The organism is Enterococcus raffinosus (assembly GCF_018917525.1).
GTDB classification, from domain to species: Bacteria; Bacillota; Bacilli; order Lactobacillales; family Enterococcaceae; genus Enterococcus_A; species Enterococcus_A raffinosus_A.
Map to the genome: position 1 here is coordinate 33900 of NZ_JAHLOS010000011.1, position 21960 is coordinate 55859.

Genomic DNA, 21960 nt, shown 5'->3' on the forward strand with positions numbered 1-21960 from the left:
AAGTATGCGGTAATTTTTTATCGCATACTTTTTTTCTTTAGAAATCCTTTTTATTTCCACTTGGATTCTTTGTCTTTTTAATGCTTTATGTTATTATAGATAAAGACTGCAATCGTGGAAACACTTGTAGAGAAAGAAGCAAGAGGTGAAAGCCATGTATGAGAGCACAGGCGCAGGTGAAACAGTCCGCTGTTCATTTTGTGGAAAGACCCAAGAAGAAGTAAAAAAAGTTGTTGCGGGTCCGGGAGTTTACATTTGTAATGAGTGTATCGACCTTTGTAAAGAGATTATAGATGAAGAATTCCATGAAGAAGCTATTCGTGAATTTATTGATGTACCAAAACCGAAGGAATTGTTGGATGTTCTGAACCAATACGTTATCGGTCAAGATCGAGCGAAAAAAGCATTATCGGTTGCGGTGTACAATCACTATAAACGAGTGAATACTGAAAATGATGGACTAGATGAAGTTGAATTGCAAAAGAGCAATATCTGTTTGATTGGACCAACTGGTTCAGGTAAAACATTTTTAGCACAAACTTTGGCGAGAACCTTAAATGTTCCATTTGCTATTGCAGATGCAACTAGCTTAACTGAAGCTGGTTATGTTGGGGAAGATGTTGAAAATATTTTGCTGAAGCTGTTACAGGCTGCTGATTATAATGTTGAACGTGCTGAAAAAGGAATTATTTACATCGATGAAATTGATAAGATTACTCGTAAGAGCGAAAATGTTTCAATCACTCGTGATGTTTCCGGAGAAGGGGTTCAACAAGCATTACTTAAAATTCTTGAAGGAACTGTTGCTAGCGTGCCGCCTCAGGGAGGACGTAAACATCCACATCAAGAATTTATTCAAATTGATACAACCAATATCTTGTTTATTGTTGGCGGGGCCTTCGATGGAATCGAAACGATTGTCAAAAATCGTTTAGGTGAAAAAACCATTGGCTTTGGTAAAAACAATAAAAAAATTGATGAAGATGCAAGTATCATGCAACAGATTATTCCAGAGGATCTATTGAAGTTCGGTCTGATTCCAGAGTTTATCGGACGCTTACCGGTTACTACAGCGTTAGAAAAACTTACGACAGAGGATCTGGTTCGAATTTTGACAGAACCGAAAAATGCTTTAGTCAAGCAGTATCAAAAGTTGCTTTCTTATGATGATACAGATTTGTCCTTTGATGCCGATGCGTTGAATGCAATTGCAGATAAAGCGATCGCACGTAATACAGGTGCTCGGGGCTTGCGCTCGATCATTGAGGATGTCATGATGGATGTGATGTTCGATATTCCTTCTGATGAATCAATTGAAAAAGTGATTGTTACGAAGGATTCTGTTGAAGGCTCAGATAAACCAATTATTGAATATCATAATAATAAGAAAAAAGCTGGTTAGTAAAGTAGGGTTCACAAAGTGATTTGTGAACCCTTTTTGAAAGGCGTGAAAGAATGAAAGTGCATAATGCAGAGATCGTTATTAGTGCGGTCTCACCAAAACAGTATCCTGAAACTGATTTACCAGAGATTGCTTTAGCAGGACGATCAAATGTTGGGAAATCCTCTTTTATCAATACCTTGATTGATCGAAAGAATTTAGCGAGAACTTCAGGGAAACCTGGGAAAACTCAAACCTTAAACTTTTATCTCATCGAAAACGCACTACATTTTGTTGATGTACCCGGGTATGGCTATGCCAAGGTTTCAAAAACAGAACGAGCAAAATGGGGCGAGATGATTGAAACCTATATTACCAGCCGCAAGCAGTTGCGTGCGGTAGTATCTTTAGTAGATGTTCGTCATGATCCAAGTAAAGAAGATATTCAAATGTATGAATTTCTAAAATACTATAATATTCCTGTGATTGTGGTTGCGACAAAAGCAGATAAGATTCCTCGCGGAAAATGGAATAAACATACTAGCGCGATCAAGAAAAAATTAGATTTTGATCCTGATGATACATTCATTCTTTTCTCATCTGAGACAAAAAAAGGAAAAGAAGAAGCTTGGGAAGCAATTGAAGCAGCAATAGAAAAGGATTAGGCACAGGAAGCCTAATCCTTTTTTTTATCAGTTTGTTCATTTTTTGGTTTTAGAAATTTTTGAATGTCTTCATCTTTTTGAACTTTCTTATCTGGATCTACTGCGAACGATTCAAACAACTTATCTAAGTCATCGTTTTTTTCAAATTTTAGGCCCATCTAAACACCTCCATTTTAGTTTTATCACATTCTACTATAGTATACAATTTTTTAAAACTTAGTAATCAATTTCATAGGGTTTTTTAAATCTTTACGATATAATTATAATAGAGTGATGAGAAAGGGGAAGGCAATGGAAAAAAATCAAAAGATTTACAGTGTCAGCCAGCTTTACGATTTGAAGCAAGCCGACATCCAATCAAAGATAAGTGATTGGTTAGTCATGAGTCGCCTATTGCTGGAACCAGACAAGATGTTGATTAATGGGAAAGAGCAGTCATTTGATCAGAGTCAATTGGAACAGGTGATTTCAAATTTTGGCATGAAGGAAGATTTCTGGCTGCAGTTGAAAAATTCTGAAGAGGAAACAACACTACATCTTTTAAGCGATACGTTATTTGAAAAATATATCATCAATGAAAAGAATTTTTATTATTGGGAAAAAGTCTATCTAGATTACCTAAAAAACCGCTTAACAGAACATGGATTTTTTGCCTATATTCGTTCCTACGACGAGTATCTTTATCATAATACAAGCGAGTTATCCAAACGTCGCTCTTTTGAAACTGCGGAAGAAACAAATGCTCTACCAAAAATGAAAGGGCTTAATGGAGATATAGTCATCGACTGTAATGCATTTCCGGGCTACGATGTTTTTTACAAGGGAGTGTGTTTAACCGCTTGTTGGTGGTTATTTTTAGGAGCTCCTTATAAAAAATTATTTGCTAAGCAACTATTGTTAGAGATTCAGCAAGTTGAACGGGTAGCTGAGTTAGGATCAGGTGTATTTTTTGAACTATACAAAGATCCATTTCAATGGCAAGAAGAGGCAAACTTAAAGTTTCAACAATTATTTCGAGATCAATTAGGAATTTCACAATTATCCTATACTAATGGAGTTGGTTTATTGAAACAGCCTTATATTGAGTTTGCTTTTGAAGATACCGTGATTCAAACTGTTCAATATCAAAATGAACAATTTCAACCAACAGAAAAGAGTGAGGCGTCCTATTTTGTGACACGCACTTATAACTTTTTGACGAACCAATATCGCGTAAATCGAATGAAAGGTGGGCTAAATGCTCTGGCCTATTTTCCATGGATTGATGATGAGAGTGAACGAATGATGAATTATCATATTTTATATCCTGAGCTGACCTTGGACAAGGGCTTAGCAGCCTTTGAATATTATATTCGTGATTCAATCGAGTTTGAAATTCAGGATATGCGCTATAAGGATTATACTGCTGTTTTACAACTGTTTATCCCGAAAAAAGCCTTTTTGGATTTTCCTTTAGAAGAGTTGAAGTCCGCACTAAAAGATATGACGATTCATCAAGTTAGTCGTAAAAATGATTCATTGACATTTTCTTTGGAAAAGGAAGCGAAGCACCTAATTGTTTCATTTATTGACCAAAAGAAAGTCTCAGCAAAAAATCAATTAGACATACTTGAAATATAGAAAAACTTGAATTTTATGGTAAAAAATGATGGTTGGTATGTAGCTAAAGAAAATTATTTCATTCATACGAATACGAAAAGGAGAGGTTATCTATGGATCACAGGTATATTAAGATTATGGGTAGTTGCTTACTGATTGTTGGAGTAATTTTTGCGTTGCCACTTCCGTCACTAGAAATACCTTTGTCAATTATCGTTCTCTTTATTGGAATGATCCTTTTTGCTATTAAGCCAAAACCTCAGCCAGTCAGGGCCCGTAGAAAAGATCGTTGGATGTAGAAAAGAATCCACTCTCGAAATTTTGAGAGTGGATTCTTTTTTATTTATTTAGTGACTGGTTTTTTAACTAAACCATAAATAACGCCTGAAACAATTGCCCCAATAATGATAAACAAAAGATAAAGTAGTGGGTGGCTTAGTAAAAGAACAACAAAGATACCACCGTGAGGAGCGAGTAACTTAATACCAACAGCACCAACTAAACCGCCAGCTAAAGCTGAACCAACTACGAAACTTGGAATTACACGAATTGGATCGGCAGCTGCAAATGGAATGGCACCTTCTGTTACAAATGAGAGTCCCATCACGATGTTCGTTAATCCTGCATCTACTTGACTTTTCTCGAACTTGTTTTTGAATAAACGAGTGGCAACAAAGATGGCTAAAGGAGGAACCATTCCACCAGCCATAACAGCTGCCATTACGATTGATCCACCTTGAGCGACACTTGTTGCAAGTGTTGCTGTACCAAATACATAGGCTGCTTTATTGATAGGACCGCCTAAATCGACAGCCATCATGCCACCTAGTAAGGCGCCAAGTAAAATGGCATTTGATCCGCTTAACCCAGTTAGAAAGCCATTTAACCCATCATTGATTGCCTTCATCGGAACATTGACTAAGAGCATTAAGAATCCAGTAATCATCAAACCAAAGAAAGGATAGAAAAGAATCGCTTTAATACCTTCAAGTGATTTAGGTAAGTTTTTAAAGATCTTTTTCAAGAAAATGATCACGTACCCAGCTAAGAAACCACCTATTAGTGCGCCTAAAAATCCAGCACCACCGGCATTGGCTAACGATCCAGCGGCAAACCCAGCGATTAAACCAGGACGATCAGCAATACTCGATGCAATGAAACCTGCAAGTACAGGAAGCATGAATCCAAATGCAGCACCACCGATTTGGTTGAACCAACTAGCGATTTGGTTGTAATTACCAAGGTTGGCCAATTCCGATTGAGGAACTCCCATAAATTGGTCAATCATGAATGATAAAGCGATCATGATTCCGCCACCAATTACAAATGGCAGCATATGTGAGACACCGTTCATTAGATCCTTGTAGATACGTTGACCTAAAGTACCATTATCACTTTTTTCTTCTGTAGCTGAGGAATCTTCGTTATTGCCATGATAGACAGGAGCTTTTCCGCTTAATGCTAAGTTAATGAGTTCTTCTGGCTTCCGAATACCATCACTGACTGGACGATTGACTAATTCTTTGCCATTAAAACGATTCATTTCAACCTTTTTATCGGCAGCTACAATGACGCCATCTGCTCGGGCAATATCTTCATCACTTAGGCGATGTTTGATTCCTTCAGATCCATTTGTTTCTACTTTGATATCAACGCCCATTTCCTTTGCTTTTTTCTTCAAAGCATCTTCGGCCATATAGGTATGAGCAATTCCGGTAGGGCAGGCTGTAACCGCTACGATATATCGACGGTTAGTATCTTTGATTTTTTCTTCAGCCTCCGCCTGAGCTTCTGCTTTTTCTTCAGCTTTCTTTGCTTTTTCTGCTGAGTCGAATGTTGCCTGAACCTGATCAGGTGTTTCAGCAGCTTTCAATTTAGCGACGAAGTCAGGATTGATCAAAAGTCTAGACAAGGCAGCCAAAGCTTGCAGGTGTGTATCGTTAGCACCTTCTGGAGCAGCGATCATGAAAAACAGGTAGGTGGGTTGACCATCTAGTGATTCATAGTCCACGCCATTTTTACTTTTTGCAAATAGAGCGGTTGCTTCCTTAACTGCACTGTTTTTTGCGTGAGGCATTGCGATGCCATCACCTAAACCAGTTGAAGTTTGGGCCTCGCGATTTAGAATACCTTCTTTATAAACATTAATATCAGAAATTCGCCCAGCATCATACATTTTTTGAACCATTTCATCGATAGCAGCTTTTTTAGTTGTCGCCTGCAAATCCATAATCATGGCATCTTTGATCAATAAGTCCTTAATATCCATTATAGTTCCTCCAATTGTTATAAAATATGTTCAACAGAAGGGGAGATCTGAATTTATTTTACTTTGGTGATCTCAACTTCTGGTAGTAATTCTCGAATAAAATCTGCAGTGGCTAAATCATCTGAAAAAGTGGTAGCACTACCACAAGCAACTCCCCATTTAAAGGCTTCGACAGGATCTTGAGTTTTGGTAAAGTTACCAACGAACCCAGCAATCATTGAATCTCCAGCACCAACAGAATTCTTAACTGTCCGCTTTAGTACATTTGAACGGTATATTCCTTCGTTAGTAAATAATAATGCGCCATCACCAGCCATTGAAACTAGAGCATGCTGTGCACCTTCGTCTAGTAAACGTTGACCAAACGGAAAAATGTCTTCAACAGATGTGAAAGTCGTTTGATATAGATCGGCCAGTTCATGATTATTTGGTTTGACTAATAAAGGCTTCTTCTCTAATGCATCCATCAAATCCGCACCAGTGGTATCAATAACAAATGAAGCTCCTTGTGATTTAATAATTTCAATTAGGTCTTGATAAAAACCTGTTGGAACACTAGCGGGTTTACTCCCTGACAGAACCACTATATCTTCTGAGTTCAAGCCTCCTAGAACTTTTTTCAGCTCAATCATTTCGTCAGTTGAAACGACTGGACCTAGCCCGTTGATCTCAGTTTCCTCGTTTGCTTTCAATTTAATATTGATTCGTGTATCGCCGGAAACTGGGGTGAAGTTTGATTGAATAGTTTCTTTTTTTAACCATTCTTCAATAAAATGTCCAGTAAATCCGCCAAGAAATCCTAAAGCAGTAGAATCATTATCAATGCGTTTCAAAATTCGCGAAACGTTGATTCCTTTTCCTCCTGGTAGTTTCAAATCGCTTTTCATTCGATTAACATCGCCAATAGTTAATTGATCGACATGGACGATGTAGTCAATTGATGGGTTTAGTGTCACTGTATAAATCATACAGAAACCTCCTTCAAGGTAGTTTGTTCTGTGATTTGATCATGGATAACCAAAGGACAGGTATCGGTGAGGATTGAAGCCGCCGACAAATGAGCAACACTAACGAAACTTGTCTGGTTGAATTTACTGTGATCGACTAAAACAAATGCTTCTTCAGATTGCTGAATAGCTACTCTTTTCAAAATAGCTTCTTCAGGATCTGGAGTGGAATAACCACTATCTAGGTGGACCCCATTCATTCCCATAAATGCCTTGTTAAAACGATACTGTTTCAATTGTTCTAAAGCTTGTGAACCAACAACTGCATCAGTTGATAGCTTGATACGTCCGCCTAATACAATTGTCGCGATTTGGGCTTCAACTAGACGAGCAGCTACACCAACTGAGTTTGTAACAACAGTAATTGCTCGATTTTTAAGAAAAGGAATCATTTCAGAGGTTGTCGTTCCAGCATCTAAATAAATGACATCGCCATCAGTGATGCTTTCAGCTGCGTATTTAGCGATCATTTTCTTTTGCTGAACGTTTTTGGATGATTTTTCGATCATACCTAGTTCTTGTTCAAGATGCTGTGGACGTTTAGCACCACCGTGAACACGTTCTAGCATTTCTAAATTTTCTAATTCTTGCAAGTCTCTACGTATAGTCGATTCGGAAGAATCCAGCCATTGAATCAAATCCTGAGATTTGACTAATCCATCGCGTTCCAGCCATTCGATTATTTTTCTGTGTCGTTCTTCTGTAAGCATTTTCAATCCTCCTTCATTTGAAATAATACCATAATTGTTTTTGTAATACAACCATAAACATCCAAAAACATTCAAAAGCGTTTAAATATAGTGATGTAGTTCATCTTATTTTGAAGGACCCATTAATTTCGGTATGATAGATGTTAAGAGGTGAAGGTTATGGGAAAACAAACAATTTTACAAGGTTTTGAATGGTATCTACCTAATGATGGGAACCATTGGAAAACACTAGCAGAAAAAGCAGAAGAATTGAGTGGATTTGGTATTGATGCCGTTTGGATGCCGCCAGCTTATAAGGGCTCAGAAGGCGCAAATGATGTCGGCTATGGAACTTACGATCTTTATGATCTTGGTGAGTTCGATCAAAAGGGCAGTGTTAGGACAAAATATGGTACAAAAGAAGAATATTTAAGCAGTATTACTGCATTGAAGAAAGCTGGCTTGAAAATTTACGCGGATATTGTTTTCGATCATTTTATGGGAGCTGACGAAACGGAAGTGGTCTCAGCCGTTTCATATCAATTTGATGATCGAACACAACCAAGTTCTGGCGAAGAAGAAATTGAAGCGTGGACGAAATTTACTTTCCCAGGTCGTCAAGGTAAATACAACGACTATCAATGGAATTGGAAAAATTTTTCAGGTGTTGATTATGATGCTCGCGAAAAGGACCATGCGATTTTTAATTTTGCAGATAAAGGTTGGGAACCGAAAGTTGATGATGAGAATGGCAACTTTGACTATTTAATGGGATGTAATCTGGACATGGAGAATCCCGATACGATAGAGCAACTAGATAAGTGGGGGAAATGGTATCAAGAATTAACGGATGTTGATGGCTATCGCTTGGACGCGGTAAAGCATATCCGTTTTGATTTGTTTGTTGACTGGTTGTTGCATCGCAGAGAGGAAAAGGGCGAAGAGCTATTTGTAGTGGGTGAATATTGGTCTGATGAGCTGGATAAGTTACAGGAATATCTTGATTCATCAGGAAATTTGATTTCACTGTTCGATGTACCATTGCACTTCAATCTATTTCAGGCCGCTTCAACGATGGGCGGATTTGATATGCGGCAAATATTTGCTGGAACCTTGATTGAGACTCGACCCGACTGGGCGGTTACCTTCGTTGACAATCATGATACTCAACATGGGCAAAGTTTGGAGTCTTGGATAGAGGGCTGGTTCAAGCTACATGCCTACTCATTGATTTTATTGAGAAATGAAGGAACACCTGTTGTTTTCTGGGGTGACCTGTACGGAACTGAAAATGCTGATGCAGTGGGCTCCGGTCTGACTAGCCTAATCAAGTTACGGGAAGAATTAAATTTTGGAAATCAGGCGGACTATTTTGATGACCCAGATATTATTGGTTGGACATTAACTGGTGATTTTGACGATAGCAACTCTGGAGCTGCCGTAATTATGACGAATGCCAAAGGCGGCGAGAAAGAAATGACTATCAGCGCCATTCATGAGGGAGAAACATTCGTTGACTTGCTCGGAAATAACGATGCAAAAGTAGTTTTAGATGAAAATGGACAAGGTGTGTTCCCAGTAAATGATGGACAAGTTTCTGTTTATGTCAATGAGAAATTGGTCCAAAAAATACGAGGATAACTAATAAGAAGAATGTGTCACCATAGTTAAATTTTTTAAGTAGCCATAAAAAATAAAAGAAAACGAACAATCATATCTCTTTTCCGTATGGAGAGTTTTATGACGATTCGTTTTCTTTTTTTAGTACGCTCTAAAAAAGCTATGGTTAGTCTTTTATTGTTTTATCTTGTATTTTTGCGATCGCTGCGTCGGAACGTTCGCGAATCTGTTTTTTAATTTTTTTAGTGTAACCCTCGTCTGTCAGGATCATCAGCAAATCGCCGACTTTCATGACTGTATCTCCATGAGTGAGTATCTCAGAAGAACCACGTCTAATCGAAATCAACAACATTTCTTTTGGCCAATTAAAATCGCGAACCATTGTACCATCAAGAGTACTTTCGGCAGTCACTGGAAATTCGATGATGGTTTTATTTCCGGTAATACTTGGGAGATGTCCGTTTAATAAACGTTCAAGCAATGATTCATAGATAGGATTACCACCTAACAAATCGTTGACGACATATGCTGTTAAAGAACAAACCGCTAGCGGCATTAAATGAGTAATATTCCCCACCATTTCAGTCACAAGAATAATTGCTGTTAAGGGTGCCTTTCCGATAGCGGTAAAATATCCTGCCATCGCAAAAATAGCAAAATCTCTGATCAGCATTGGGTCCATTCCGAACCAGCGATGCAAGACAGTTCCATAAATTGCTCCGATCAAAGCACCCAGCGTCAAGATTGGTAAGAAAATACCACCTGGAAGATTTGCGCCGTAAGAGACCATTGAAAAAATAAATCGTAAAACGAATAAAGATATTAAAACAATCAACGGAAAAACTTGTTCACCAAGCGATAATACGATTTGATTGCCGCCACCCAAATAATGGGGGAATAAAAGTGCAATTGGAATAATCAATAAAAATGGGATAATGCCATACAGATGTTCTGGCAAATGGCTGCGTTTATAAAGTTGTGGCAAAGATAAAAGCACGACTTGATACACATACCCCAGAACACCTAAAATAATTCCCAAAATAATCAATAAGCCATAGTATTTCAAAGGTAATGAAGGGACATTAGCAATAAATAAAACGGGCTTCAATCCAAAAAAATTCAAGGAAACTAAGTTAGCGGTCAATGCTGCTGTTAGAGAGGTCAACCAAATTAAAGGAGAAAAATGATGATGGACCTCTTCAATCACAAATAACAGTCCAGCAATCGGGGCATTAAAAGCAGCTCCTAAGCCCGCAGCAGCCCCACTAGAAATAAAAATCTTTTTTTCAGAGGTAGATGCCTTTGTATATTCACTGAAACCTTGACCGACCATCGCACCTAACTGAATCGAAGGACCTTCACGACCTAGAAATAATCCCGCTCCCACTGATAGGACGCCACCCACGAATTTCTTCCATAGAACTGAAAACCAATTTAGCTTGATCTCACCCTGAAGTGTTCCTTCGACTTGGGGAATTCCGCTTCCCTTGATATTAGGTTCTGATTTAATTAAACTGCCAACAATAAAGGCGCAAGCCAACATAACTAAAGCCCAAGGAATAACCCAAAATGGGTTTCCGCGAAGCCAAAGATAAAGCATGACGATGTGTTCCATCATTTTCTCTATCAGTAAACGAAACAGACTGACAATAATCCCCGCAATTGCTCCGATCAGAATTCCTTTCAATATAAAAATTACTTTTGTACTATCTAAACGTTTGATTTCATGTTCGTTTTTCATGATTTCCTCCCATATCCCTATTAAATTTAACGCGCTTTTCCAAGAAATACAAGGATGAATCAATGAATTCGCTTTTTTAAAATGTTGCTAGTGTCGCGAAACTTTCTGAGATGCTATAATGAAAAAGATTGAATAAAGAAAGGACGTTTTGCATGCCAAACAAACAGGAGTTGTTAGCAGGACTAAACCCTAAGCAAAAAGAAGCGGTGCTTCATACCGAAGGACCGTTATTGATTATGGCGGGAGCAGGAAGTGGAAAGACACGAGTCTTGACGCATCGAATTGCTTATTTAATAGAAGAAAAAAATGTGAATCCTTGGAATATCTTAGCGATCACATTTACTAATAAAGCAGCACGAGAAATGAAAGAACGGGTAAATGGGATTTTAGGTAAAGGCGGAGAAGACGTCTGGGTTTCAACTTTTCACTCCATGTGTGTACGGATTTTGCGTCGAGATGTCGATGCGATTGGTTATGATCGGAACTTTACTATTTTGGATAGCTCAGATCAATTAACATTGATGAAAAGAATTTTAAAGGAACTAAATATCGATCCTAAAAAATATGATCCACGTTCGATTTTAGGGAGTATCAGCAACGCAAAAAATGAATTGTTGACGCCAGAAACTTATGCTGAACGTCAAGGTTCTTTTTTTGAAGAAATCGTTGCTCGTTGTTATGATGCTTATCAAAAAGCATTACGCAACAATCAAAGCATGGATTTTGATGATTTGATCATGAACACGATCCGCTTATTTGAAGATAATGAGGAAGTTTTGACATATTATCAGAATAAGTTTCATTATTTACACGTGGATGAGTATCAAGATACTAACCATGCACAATACACATTGGTCAATATGCTGGCTGCACGTTTCCGTAATCTATGCGTAGTCGGTGATGCTGATCAAAGTATTTACGGTTGGCGTGGGGCCGATATGCAGAATATTTTGGATTTCGAAAAGGATTATAATGATGCAACTGTTATTTTATTAGAGCAAAATTATCGTTCGACTAAAAGTATTTTAGACGCAGCCAATCAAGTCATTAAAAATAATAGTAATCGTCGCGATAAAAATCTTTGGACGGATAATCAGGCTGGAGAACAAATCACTTATTATCGTGCCGATAGCGAACGTGACGAAGCGCAATTCATCATCAGCAAAATAAAGGAAGAAATTCAAACTAATAATCGTAGTTATAATGACTTTGCTGTTCTTTATCGGACAAATGCCCAATCACGGGTAATTGAAGATACGTTGGTCAAATCCAATGTGCCTTATACAATGGTTGGTGGTCATAAGTTCTATGATCGTAAAGAAATAAAAGATATCATCGCTTATTTAAACATCATTAATAATCCCCGGGATGGTGTCAGTTTTGAACGAGTGATCAATACACCAAAACGGGGCATTGGCGCTGCTTCAGTTGAGAAGTTACGAAATTTTGCTGCAATGCATGATTGGTCAATGGTTGAAGCGGCACAAAATGTTGACTTGGCAAATATTTCCGGCAAGGCTGGCCGGATGATTGGTGAATTTGGCACAATGATTACTCAATTCCAAGAAATGGTAACTTATTTACCAGTAACAGATATAGTTGATCAAGTTTTAGAACGGACAGGATATTTAGATGAGCTAAAGAATCAGAGAACCTTAGAAGCGGAATCACGTCTAGAGAACTTGGAAGAATTTCGGACAGTTACAAAGGAATTTGATAAACGAAATGAAGCACAGGATGATGAGGAAACGGATGCCCCAGAAGAAAAACTAGCTGTTTTCTTAAACGATTTAGCTTTGGTTTCAGACTTGGATGATTATCAAGAAGAGAGTGCCCAAGTAACCTTGATGACATTACATGCAGCTAAAGGGTTAGAATTTCCGATCGTTTTTCTGATTGGGATGGAAGAAAAGATATTCCCACTCTCTCGTTCATTGATGGAAGAGGCAGAACTAGAAGAAGAACGTCGTTTGGCTTACGTCGGTATTACTCGCGCCGAGGAAAGCTTGTACTTAACGAATGCTTTTTCTCGAACACTTTACGGGAAAACGCAATACAATCAACCTTCCCGATTTGTTGCTGAAATAGATGACAGCTTGTTGAATGCTGTGGGAATGCAGCCACAACCTAAAAGTGCATACAACAATCCATTTACTTCAAATCCAAATGCCATGAAGCCTAAATACCAGCATGCAACGCGCGAACCAGTGACGAATAAGACAGCATCTGGCGGTGAAAATGAGAATTGGAATCCTGGCGATAAAGTTCAGCATAAAAAATGGGGAACTGGAACAGTAGTGAAAGTTAGCGGCAATGCAAAAGATGTAGAGTTAGATATTGCATTTCCACAGCAAGGCGTCAAACGTTTATTGGCGGCTTTTGCGCCAATTCAAAAAGTATAAGTAATAATTAGGAGGAATCTTCTTGGAACCAATGACCTTTCAAGCAGCGGAAAAGCGTTCAGCAGAGCTCCGCGATGAACTGAATCAATATGCCTATGAATACTATGTACAAGATCAGCCTTCGGTGGAGGATTTTGTTTACGATAAAAAATATCAAGAATTGGTAGAAATCGAAACGGAATATCCTGACTTGATTACGCCTGAATCACCTACACAGCGTGTTGGTGGAAAAGTATTAGAGGGCTTTGAAAAAGTTGTTCACGATATTCCTTTATATAGTTTGAATGATGTCTTTAGCAAGGAAGAATTAATCGCCTTTGACGAACGGGTGAAGAAAGCGGTCGGACATCCGGTTTCTTATTGTGTGGAATTAAAGATCGATGGTTTGTCGATCTCATTAAAGTATGAAAATGGCCTTTTTGTTCAAGGCGCAACTCGCGGAGATGGCACAGTTGGCGAGAACATCACGGAGAATTTAAAAACCGTGAAGTCAATTCCATTACGATTAAAAGAGCCTTTAACAATCGAGGTTCGTGGCGAGTGCTACATGCCGAAAGCTTCATTTATCAAACTGAATCAGCAGCGAGAAGAAGATGGAAAAGAAGTCTTTGCAAATCCGCGTAATGCAGCAGCAGGGAGCTTACGTCAACTGGATACCCGTATCGCCGCTCAAAGAAATTTAAGTACCTTTTTGTATACGCTAGCTGATTTCGGCCCCTTGGAATCAACTACCCAAGATCATGCATTGAACGAAATGTCTCGTCTTGGATTTCGAACAAACCCTGAACACCAAGTTTGTGAAACAATCGATGAGGTTTGGGAATATATCGAGAAATTTCATGAAACAAGAGATGACTTGTCCTATGAGATCGATGGAATTGTCATCAAAGTAAATGAGTTCTCATTACAGGACGAGCTAGGATTTACGGTAAAGGCACCGCGATGGGCGACAGCCTATAAATTCCCGCCTGAAGAAGCACAAACGACACTATTAGACATCGACTGGACAATTGGTCGGACTGGTGTGTTGACACCTACTGCGATTATGGAGCCAGTACGTTTAGCTGGAACAACAGTAGGACGGGCAAGCCTTCATAATAGTGATTACATTGAGAAAAAAGATATTCGTTTGAATGATACGATTTTGGTTTATAAAGCTGGGGATATTATTCCTGAAGTTGCGCAAGTTATTTTAGAAAAACGACCAGTTGACAGCGAACCTTATCCAGTACCGACGCATTGTCCAATCTGTGACAGTGAGCTCGTTCATTTAGATGAAGAAGTTGCTTTGCGTTGTATTAATCCAAAGTGTCCAGCACAGATTAAAGAAGGATTGAGTCATTTTGTTTCTCGGAACGCAATGAATATCGAGGGCCTCGGACCACGTGTGTTGGCACAAATGTTCGATAAAGGGTTGGTTACTGATGTTGCAGATCTTTATGCATTGGAAAAAGAACAATTATTAACCTTGGATAAGATTAAAGATAAATCAGCGGAAAATATTCTGCAGGCGATTGATGCTAGTCGCGAGAATTCTGTCGAACGATTGATCTTTGGTTTAGGAATTCGTCATGTTGGTGCAAAAGCAGCGGGAATTTTAGCTGAACATTTCGGAAATCTTGAGGCGATCAGTCAAGCGACTAAAGAAGAGATTGTTAATCTGAATACGATTGGCGAAACGATTGCAGATAGTCTTGTAACTTACTTTGAAAATGAAGAAGTTCATGAACTAATGCAGGAATTAGCTGAACGTGGTGTGAACCTTGAATACAAAGGAGTTCGTGCAAGCCAATTGGCAGAGATCGAATCGCCTTTTAAAGATAAAACAGTCGTTTTGACTGGCAAACTTGTTGATTATACAAGAGAAGACGCTAAAGAAAAAATTCAAAATCTTGGTGGTAAAGTTACCGGTAGTGTTTCTAAAAAGACCGATATAGTAGTCGCCGGTGAAGATGCTGGGAGCAAGTTGACCAAAGCACAAAATCTAGGTATTGAAATCTGGGATGAAAAACAAATGATCCAAGCGATTGAAGAAAGCCATACAGATTAGGCAAAGTTGTCTAGAAGTTTGTTGACGATTCGATTAGTCAGCGGGTATTATAAAAGACGTTAAATCTATTAGACGGTGTTTATTCTTGAATTGTTTGAATTGAACAATTTTTCAAAAAATTTCAAGAAAAAGCCGTGAATTCTAACAGAGATATGATAAAATGATTGAAAATTGACAAAAGAAAGAGGGATATTATGGCAATCAATGAAGAACAAGTGAAACATGTCGCGAAACTTGCGAAGCTTTCTTTTTCAGAGGATGAATTGACCGGTTTCACGGATCAATTAGGCAAAATAATCGACATGGTCGAACAACTTGGGGAAGTTGATACAGAAGGTGTGCCATTTACTTCCAATGTATTAGAAACAATCAACGTCATGCGTGAGGATGTAGCTGATGAAGGCTGGTCACGCGATGAGTTAATGAAAAACGTTCCGGAAAGCGAAGATGGCTTCATTAAGGTTCCGGCTATCATTGACAATGGAGAGGCTGGTGCATAATGGAAAAATTATACGATAAATCAATTGAAGAATTACACAGTCTGTTAGTTTCAAAAGAAATTACAGCCACTGATTTAACAAGTGAAACCTTTGCTCGCATCAAAGAAACAGAAAAGGATATTGATGCTTTCATTACTTTAAATGAAGAAAAAGCGATGGAAATGGCAAAAGCTATTGATGCGAAAGGAATTACCGATGACAATGCGTTGGCTGGTATTCCAATCGGAATCAAAGACAACATTGTAACGAAAGGGCTTTTGACAACTGCGGCATCTAAGATCTTATCAAACTTCGATCCTATTTATGATGCAACTGTTATGGAAAAAGTGTACGGCTCTGACTTAATTCCAGTTGGAAAGCTTAACATGGATGAATTCGCAATGGGAAGCTCAAGTGAGACTTCTTATTTTAAGACGACAAAAAATGCTTGGAATCAAACAAAAGTTCCAGGGGGCTCTTCAGGTGGTTCTGCTGCAGCTGTTGCTGCTGGTGAAGTTCCTGTTTCATTAGGTAGTGATACTGGCGGAAGTATTCGCCAACCAGCGGCCTTCAACGGTGTTGTTGGGCTGAAACCTACTTATGGTCGTGTGTCTCGCTTTGGCTTGATCGCATTTGCTTCTTCGTTAGACCAAATCGGACCGTTTACGCGTACGGTTAAAGACAACGCCTTGGCTCTGAATGCTATCAGTGGTTATGATCCAAAGGATGGTACTTCTGCCGGCGTCTCTGTTCCTGATTTTTCTGCTGGCTTAACAGGGGACATTAAGGGAATGAAAATTGCTTTACCGAAAGAATTTATGGCTGAAGGAATCGAACCTGGTGTTAAAGCAGCAATCACGAAAGCCGTTGAAACCTTTAAAGCATTAGGTGCGACGGTTGAAGAAGTCAGCTTACCACATTCAAAATATGGTGTAGAAGTGTACTACATCATCGCTTCCTCTGAAGCAAGCTCAAATCTACAACGTTTTGACGGTATCCGTTATGGTTTCCGTTCAGAAGATGTCCAAAACTTGGAAGATGTGTACGTAAACACTCGTACGGAAGGTTTCGGCGATGAAGTTAAACGTCGGATCATGTTAGGAACATTCTCTCTTTCTGCTGGTTACTATGATGCTTACTTCAAGAAGGCTGGACAAGTACGGACCTTAATCAAACAAGACTTCGATAAAGTCTTTGCTGATTATGATTTAATCATTGGACCAACATCACCAACAGTTGCCTTTGGTATCGGCGAAAATATCGATGATCCTATCACTATGTATCTAAATGACATCTTGACTATTCCTGTAAACTTAGCTGGTTTACCAGGTATGTCTGTTCCTGCAGGTTTCTCAGAAGGGTTGCCAGTTGGATTACAAATCATCGGAAAACATTTCGACGAATCAACTATGTATAAAGCGGCTTACGCTTTTGAACAAGCAACAGATTTTCATAAGCAAAAACCAGTGATTTTAGGGGGGGACAAATAATGAACTTAGAGACAGTCATTGGGCTAGAGGTCCATGTTGAATTAAAAACAAACTCTAAAATCTTTTCACCTGCGCCCGCTCACTTTGGTGCGGAAGCAAATACGAATACAAATATTATCGACTGGGGTTATCCAGGCGTTTTACCAGTCATGAATAAAGCAGCGATCGAGTTTGGAATGAAAGCAGCACTTGCACTAAATTGTGAAGTTTCTAAAAACATGCACTTTGACCGCAAGAACTACTTCTATCCAGATAATCCAAAAGCTTATCAAATTTCACAATTTGATGAGCCGATTGGTCACGATGGTTGGATCGAAATTGATGTAAATGGTAAAAAGAAAAAAATTCGCATTGAACGTGTTCACTTGGAAGAAGATGCTGGTAAGAATATGCATGGTATCGGTGGCTACTCTTATGTCGATTTAAACCGCCAAGGAACACCGTTGATCGAGATTGTATCTGAAGCAGACATGCGTTCTCCTGAAGAAGCTAATGCCTATTTGGAAGCATTGCGTTCAATCATCCAGTTCACTGGCGTCAGTGATGTGAAGATGGAAGAAGGGTCAATGCGTTGTGACGCGAATATCTCTTTGCGTCCTTACGGGCAAGAAGAATTCGGTACAAAAACGGAATTGAAAAACTTGAACTCGATCAGTTTTGTCAAAAAAGGATTGACCTTTGAAGTACAACGCCAAACTAAAGTTTTACTTTCTGGTGGAACGATTCAACAAGAAACTCGTCGTTACGATGAAGGAACGAACAAAACGATCTTGATGCGTGTCAAAGAAGGATCAAGTGACTATCGTTATTTCCCAGAACCAGACATTCCACGTTTCGAAATCGATGATGCGTGGATTGAAAAAGTTCGTGAGACATTGCCTGAAATGCCGGCAGCTCGTCGTGAACGTTATGTGAATGACTTAGGTTTACCAGAGTATGATTCAATGGTCTTAACCATGAGTCGTGAAATGTCTGATTTCTTTGAAGATACTTTGAAAGAAGGCGCGGATGCAAAACAAGCCTCTAACTGGTTGATGGGTGAAGTTTCTGCTTACTTGAATAGTGAAAAACTAGAATTAGCCGATACGAAATTAACTCCGAATAATTTAGCAGGTATGATTACATTAATCGCAGATGGTACGATTAGCTCTAAGATCGCCAAAAAAGTCTTCCGTGAATTGATCCAAAATGGTGGAGACGCGAAAGAGGTAGTTGAAGCTAAAGGTTTGGTTCAGCTTTCCGATCCAGCCCAATTATTGCCAATGATCAATGAAGTACTTGATAATAACGAACAATCTGTTGAAGACTTTAAGAATGGTAAAGATCGCGCTGTTGGTTTCTTAGTTGGACAAATTATGAAAGCAACTAAAGGAAAAGCGAATCCGGGAGTAGTCAACAAGTTACTTCAAGAGGAATTAGCGAAACGTTAGAGGGAGCTCGATCATGAGAAAAGCACGACTGATTTATAATCCAGTATCTGGAAAAGAAATTATGCGCACTAATTTGGCGGATATTTTAGATGCTATTGAAAAAGCAGGTTATGAAGCAAGTGCATTTGCCACGACTCCCGAGCCTGATTCAGCAAAAAATGAAGCGACTCGCGCCGCAAAGGCTGGTTTTGAATTAGTTGTCGCAGCAGGTGGGGACGGGACCATCAATGAAGTTGTAAATGGAATTGCCGGATTGGAAAAACGTCCTAAAATGGCAATCATCCCAGCTGGAACAACCAATGACTATGCCCGCGCATTGAAAATTCCTCGCAACAATGTTAAGGCTGCTGCTGAGGTTATTCAGAAGCAGCAAACTGTTAAAATGGATATCGGTAAGGCAGCTGATACTTACTTCATCAATATTGCAGCAGGCGGATCACTGACTGAGTTGACCTATGAGGTTCCTTCTGAATTGAAGAGTATTTTTGGATACTTAGCATATCTAGCTAAAGGAGCAGAAATGCTCCCACGAATCAAACCAACCAAAATGCGTTTAGTTTATGAAGGTGGAGAATATGAAGGCAATGCTTCAATGTTTTTCTTAGGCTTAACGAACTCGATCGGCGGTTTTGAAACGATTGCGCCAGATGCAAAGTTGGATGATGGAAAATTTTCACTGATTGTTGTAAAAACAGCAAATCTTTTTGAAATCGTCCGGTTGATTACGTTAGTATTGAATGGTGGTAAACACGTGAACGATTCAAAAGTTTTGTACGTGAAAACCAGTTTTTTAGATGCCAGCTTAATTGATACTGACAAGAAAATGATGATCAATTTGGATGGCGAATACGGCGGAGATGCACCAATGCGTTTTGAAAATCTACATCAGCACATCGAGTTTTATGCGAACACTGATGAGATTGATGATGCAGCTATCTTAGGTCCTGATAACGAAAAAATAGAAGCAGGCATAGAACTCGTTAAGGAATATGAGAAAATTCAAGACGAAGAAGACTCAGAAGAATAATTTGGAAAACAATCTCGCTTCAATTTGGCGGGATTGTTTTTTTTGAAAATAATTCTTCTATTCTTACAAAAGTCTTAAGGGAGATATAGTAGGGGGTGCCTTGCTTTTTCTAATAGAATTCATTAGAATAAGTAAATCAGCCTTAAAGGAGAATAACATGACCACAGTAGAGAAAAATCAAACATATACCGTTACAGTCGATGACTTGTCGCATGAAGGGTTAGGCGTAGCTCATATTGATGGATACCCACTTTTTATCGAAAATGCTTTACCTGAGGAAGAAATGACAGTTAAAGCTGTTAAAGTTGGTAAAAAATTTGGATACGGAAAAGTGATCGAACGGTTTAACGCAAATCCGGAACGCCAAGAAGTCAAGAATCAAGATTTATTAAGAAGTGGTATTGCACCTTTAAGCCATATGACCTACAATTATCAATTACGTTTTAAACAGCAGCAAGTGGAAAAGGTTCTAAAAACAATCGCAAAACTACCAGAGCTGAGTGTAGCGGCTACTTTGGGAATGGAAAATCCGATTGGTTATAGAAACAAAGCTCAGATTCCAGTTCAAAAAGTCGATAGTCAGTTAATGACAGGCTTTTATCGTAAAAATTCTCATGTATTATTGCCGATTGAGGATTATTACATCCAAGACCCTGAAATTGATCAAGCGATTATTACAGTGCGAGATATTTTACGACGTTTTAACGTAAAGGCTTATAATGAACGAGAAAACACAGGGTTTATTCGTCATATTGTCATCCGTCGAGGGCACTATAGCCATGAAATGATGGTGACCCTAGTTACTCGAACGGAACGTTTCTTTAAGGGAACCGAAATTGCTGAAGTGATCAAAACAGAATTACCGGAAGTTGTTTCGGTTATTCAGAATATCAATCCAGAAAAGACTAATGTAATCATGGGTCGAGAGGAAAAGGTCTTATTTGGTAAATCGACAATCAATGATACCTTGCTAGGTAAGGTTTATCAAATCTCTCCCCAATCATTCTATCAAGTAAATACAGAACAAACTGAGGTGTTATATCAAACTGCGATTGAATTCGCTGATTTGAATGCTGAAGACATTGTAGTTGATGCTTATTGTGGAATCGGAACAATCGGTTTATCCTTAGCTGAAAAAGTTAAACATGTTTATGGTGTAGAAATCGTGCCGCAGGCTATCGAAGATGCGAAAGCAAATGCGAAGAAAAATGGGATTGAAAATGCTAATTACGAAGTTGGTAAAGCTGAGAAGATTATGCCGCGTTGGGCACGTGAAGGAATCGAGCCTTCTGTGATTTTTGTTGATCCACCACGAAAAGGGTTGGATGAAAAATTTATTGAAGCATCCGTTGCGGTTAATCCTGAAAAAATTATTTATATTTCTTGTAATCCAGCTACGTTAGCTAGAGATTTGAGAAGATATGAAGATCTTGGTTATCATGCTGTGAAGGTTCAGCCAGTAGATTTATTTCCACAAACATACCACGTTGAATCAGTAACGCTTCTTGTAAAGGCGGTGTAAAGATGAATCAAAAAGAGAAAATGCTAGAACTAATCAAAAAGAAACAGGGCGGCGGTCGTTCTGAGAAGATGGAAACACCTAAAAATGATCGCAAAAATATGCGTAAAGGACCAAAGATTTATAACAAGTAGAATCTTAGAAAGGAGCAATTTCATTGGGAAATATTTGGATGCAACGATTGACAAAGTTTTATCAAAAATACGCGTATTTAATGCGCGGGCGTTATGGTAGATTGGATCAAATCAATAAAGCCTTACTGATTGTATGGGCTGTGATGATGATTTTTGACCGTTGGATTCCGTTTTACATTGGAAATATTCTTGCAATTACAGCTTTCGTGTTGGTGGTTTATCGTTTTTGCTCGAAAAAGATTTATCCGCGTAGCAACGAAAACCAAAAATTTATTCAGTGGCTTGCTCGTGTGAAAGATTTCTTGAAAGGCAAAAATGGAACTTACCGTTATTTTAAATGTCCAGAGTGTAAACAAAAGATGCGTGCGCCAAAAGGTCGAGGGAAAATCAAGGTGACCTGCAAACATTGTCATACACAATTCGTGAAAAAGGTCTAGTTTTTAAAACTAGGCTTTTTC

At 38.7% G+C, this 21960-nt stretch carries 19 protein-coding genes; 14 read left to right on the top strand and 5 right to left on the bottom strand.

The window, feature by feature from the left end; all coding sequences use genetic code 11:
- Positions 1-154 precede the first annotated feature (154 nt).
- The gene (gene clpX, locus KQI58_RS09210; protein ID WP_216408497.1) at positions 155-1402 is read left to right on the top strand and encodes an ATP-dependent Clp protease ATP-binding subunit ClpX; all 1248 of its coding nucleotides are present in this window, start codon (positions 155-157) and stop codon (positions 1400-1402) included.
- 53 nt (positions 1403-1455) lie between these two features.
- A complete protein-coding gene (gene yihA, locus KQI58_RS09215) occupies positions 1456-2046 on the top strand; it encodes a ribosome biogenesis GTP-binding protein YihA/YsxC (RefSeq protein ID WP_216408500.1) in 591 nt (196 codons plus the stop codon).
- Positions 2047-2057: 11 nt separating this feature from the next.
- Here the strand turns inward: yihA and KQI58_RS09220 are convergent, their stop codons facing one another.
- A complete protein-coding gene (locus KQI58_RS09220; RefSeq protein WP_216408502.1) occupies positions 2058-2204 on the bottom strand; it encodes an SPJ_0845 family protein in 147 nt (48 codons plus the stop codon).
- 133 nt (positions 2205-2337) lie between these two features.
- Between KQI58_RS09220 and KQI58_RS09225 the strand changes: the two genes are divergently transcribed.
- Complete coding sequence (locus KQI58_RS09225; protein ID WP_216408504.1) at positions 2338-3666, top strand: hypothetical protein; 1329 nt, start codon at positions 2338-2340, stop codon at positions 3664-3666.
- Positions 3667-3758: 92 nt separating this feature from the next.
- A complete protein-coding gene (locus KQI58_RS09230; protein ID WP_216408507.1) occupies positions 3759-3944 on the top strand; it encodes a hypothetical protein in 186 nt (61 codons plus the stop codon).
- A gap of 44 nt (positions 3945-3988) precedes the next feature.
- Here the strand turns inward: KQI58_RS09230 and KQI58_RS09235 are convergent, their stop codons facing one another.
- From KQI58_RS09235 to KQI58_RS09245, 3 genes are read right to left on the bottom strand one after another with little or no spacing between them, the layout of a single operon-like run.
- Positions 3989-5914: a PTS fructose transporter subunit IIABC gene (locus KQI58_RS09235; protein ID WP_216408509.1), complete on the bottom strand. Its 1926-nt coding sequence runs from the start codon at positions 5912-5914 to the stop codon at positions 3989-3991.
- Positions 5915-5967: 53 nt separating this feature from the next.
- Positions 5968-6882, bottom strand: a complete 915-nt coding sequence (gene pfkB / locus KQI58_RS09240) for a 1-phosphofructokinase (RefSeq protein ID WP_216408511.1) — start codon at positions 6880-6882, stop codon at positions 5968-5970.
- Positions 6879-7631, bottom strand: a complete 753-nt coding sequence (locus tag KQI58_RS09245) for a DeoR/GlpR family DNA-binding transcription regulator (protein WP_216408513.1) — start codon at positions 7629-7631, stop codon at positions 6879-6881. Before KQI58_RS09245 ends, pfkB begins: the two co-directional genes overlap by 4 nt.
- Before the next feature lie 159 nt (positions 7632-7790).
- Between KQI58_RS09245 and KQI58_RS09250 the strand changes: the two genes are divergently transcribed.
- Positions 7791-9251, top strand: coding sequence for an alpha-amylase (locus tag KQI58_RS09250; protein WP_216408515.1), 1461 nt, complete (start codon positions 7791-7793; stop codon positions 9249-9251).
- A 145-nt stretch (positions 9252-9396) separates the two neighbouring features.
- Here KQI58_RS09250 and KQI58_RS09255 read toward each other — a convergent pair whose 3' ends face one another.
- Complete coding sequence (locus KQI58_RS09255) at positions 9397-10971, bottom strand: ClC family H(+)/Cl(-) exchange transporter (protein WP_216408517.1); 1575 nt, start codon at positions 10969-10971, stop codon at positions 9397-9399.
- 152 nt (positions 10972-11123) lie between these two features.
- Here KQI58_RS09255 and pcrA point away from each other — a divergent pair, with 152 nt between their 5' ends.
- The 9 genes from pcrA (at position 11124) to KQI58_RS09295 (ending at position 21939) form a co-directional block, all read left to right on the top strand.
- Positions 11124-13373, top strand: coding sequence for a DNA helicase PcrA (gene pcrA, locus KQI58_RS09260; RefSeq protein WP_216408519.1), 2250 nt, complete (start codon positions 11124-11126; stop codon positions 13371-13373).
- Between the two features lie 31 nt (positions 13374-13404).
- The gene (ligA, locus tag KQI58_RS09265) at positions 13405-15423 is read left to right on the top strand and encodes an NAD-dependent DNA ligase LigA (RefSeq protein ID WP_253295870.1); all 2019 of its coding nucleotides are present in this window, start codon (positions 13405-13407) and stop codon (positions 15421-15423) included.
- 194 nt (positions 15424-15617) lie between these two features.
- The gene (gene gatC / locus KQI58_RS09270; RefSeq protein WP_216408521.1) at positions 15618-15923 is read left to right on the top strand and encodes an Asp-tRNA(Asn)/Glu-tRNA(Gln) amidotransferase subunit GatC; all 306 of its coding nucleotides are present in this window, start codon (positions 15618-15620) and stop codon (positions 15921-15923) included.
- Entirely contained in the window at positions 15923-17392 is a 1470-nt protein-coding gene (gatA, locus tag KQI58_RS09275; RefSeq protein WP_216408523.1) for an Asp-tRNA(Asn)/Glu-tRNA(Gln) amidotransferase subunit GatA, read from the top strand. Before gatC ends, gatA begins: the two co-directional genes overlap by 1 nt.
- Complete coding sequence (gatB, locus tag KQI58_RS09280; protein ID WP_216408525.1) at positions 17392-18822, top strand: Asp-tRNA(Asn)/Glu-tRNA(Gln) amidotransferase subunit GatB; 1431 nt, start codon at positions 17392-17394, stop codon at positions 18820-18822. Before gatA ends, gatB begins: the two co-directional genes overlap by 1 nt.
- Positions 18823-18835: 13 nt before the next feature.
- Positions 18836-19849: a diacylglycerol kinase gene (locus tag KQI58_RS09285; RefSeq protein ID WP_216408527.1), complete on the top strand. Its 1014-nt coding sequence runs from the start codon at positions 18836-18838 to the stop codon at positions 19847-19849.
- A 157-nt stretch (positions 19850-20006) separates the two neighbouring features.
- The gene (gene rlmD, locus KQI58_RS09290; RefSeq protein WP_216408529.1) at positions 20007-21371 is read left to right on the top strand and encodes a 23S rRNA (uracil(1939)-C(5))-methyltransferase RlmD; all 1365 of its coding nucleotides are present in this window, start codon (positions 20007-20009) and stop codon (positions 21369-21371) included.
- A 2-nt stretch (positions 21372-21373) separates the two neighbouring features.
- Positions 21374-21502 (top strand): hypothetical protein, encoded by a 129-nt coding sequence (locus KQI58_RS22995; RefSeq protein ID WP_010739029.1) that lies wholly within the window; start codon positions 21374-21376, stop codon positions 21500-21502.
- 23 nt (positions 21503-21525) lie between these two features.
- Positions 21526-21939: a hypothetical protein gene (locus tag KQI58_RS09295; protein ID WP_253295867.1), complete on the top strand. Its 414-nt coding sequence runs from the start codon at positions 21526-21528 to the stop codon at positions 21937-21939.
- The last annotated feature ends 21 nt before the right edge of the window (positions 21940-21960 follow it).

What these genes read in the sequence shown, in the direction of transcription:
- rlmD (WP_216408529.1), top strand. Translation starts at nt 20,007, where the DNA reads ATGACCACAGTAGAGAAAAATCAAACATATACCGTTACAGTCGATGAC.
- KQI58_RS09255 (WP_216408517.1), bottom strand. Translation starts at nt 10,971, where the DNA reads ATGAAAAACGAACATGAAATCAAACGTTTAGATAGTACAAAAGTAATT.
- pcrA (WP_216408519.1), top strand. Translation starts at nt 11,124, where the DNA reads ATGCCAAACAAACAGGAGTTGTTAGCAGGACTAAACCCTAAGCAAAAA.
- yihA (WP_216408500.1), top strand. Translation starts at nt 1,456, where the DNA reads ATGAAAGTGCATAATGCAGAGATCGTTATTAGTGCGGTCTCACCAAAA.
- KQI58_RS09220 (WP_216408502.1), bottom strand. Translation starts at nt 2,204, where the DNA reads ATGGGCCTAAAATTTGAAAAAAACGATGACTTAGATAAGTTGTTTGAA.
- KQI58_RS09245 (WP_216408513.1), bottom strand. Translation starts at nt 7,631, where the DNA reads ATGCTTACAGAAGAACGACACAGAAAAATAATCGAATGGCTGGAACGC.
- KQI58_RS09230 (WP_216408507.1), top strand. Translation starts at nt 3,759, where the DNA reads ATGGATCACAGGTATATTAAGATTATGGGTAGTTGCTTACTGATTGTT.
- gatC (WP_216408521.1), top strand. Translation starts at nt 15,618, where the DNA reads ATGGCAATCAATGAAGAACAAGTGAAACATGTCGCGAAACTTGCGAAG.
- KQI58_RS09285 (WP_216408527.1), top strand. Translation starts at nt 18,836, where the DNA reads ATGAGAAAAGCACGACTGATTTATAATCCAGTATCTGGAAAAGAAATT.
- KQI58_RS09250 (WP_216408515.1), top strand. Translation starts at nt 7,791, where the DNA reads ATGGGAAAACAAACAATTTTACAAGGTTTTGAATGGTATCTACCTAAT.
- KQI58_RS09235 (WP_216408509.1), bottom strand. Translation starts at nt 5,914, where the DNA reads ATGGATATTAAGGACTTATTGATCAAAGATGCCATGATTATGGATTTG.
- clpX (WP_216408497.1), top strand. Translation starts at nt 155, where the DNA reads ATGTATGAGAGCACAGGCGCAGGTGAAACAGTCCGCTGTTCATTTTGT.
- gatB (WP_216408525.1), top strand. Translation starts at nt 17,392, where the DNA reads ATGAACTTAGAGACAGTCATTGGGCTAGAGGTCCATGTTGAATTAAAA.
- KQI58_RS09225 (WP_216408504.1), top strand. Translation starts at nt 2,338, where the DNA reads ATGGAAAAAAATCAAAAGATTTACAGTGTCAGCCAGCTTTACGATTTG.
- ligA (WP_253295870.1), top strand. Translation starts at nt 13,405, where the DNA reads ATGACCTTTCAAGCAGCGGAAAAGCGTTCAGCAGAGCTCCGCGATGAA.
- KQI58_RS22995 (WP_010739029.1), top strand. Translation starts at nt 21,374, where the DNA reads ATGAATCAAAAAGAGAAAATGCTAGAACTAATCAAAAAGAAACAGGGC.
- pfkB (WP_216408511.1), bottom strand. Translation starts at nt 6,882, where the DNA reads ATGATTTATACAGTGACACTAAACCCATCAATTGACTACATCGTCCAT.
- gatA (WP_216408523.1), top strand. Translation starts at nt 15,923, where the DNA reads ATGGAAAAATTATACGATAAATCAATTGAAGAATTACACAGTCTGTTA.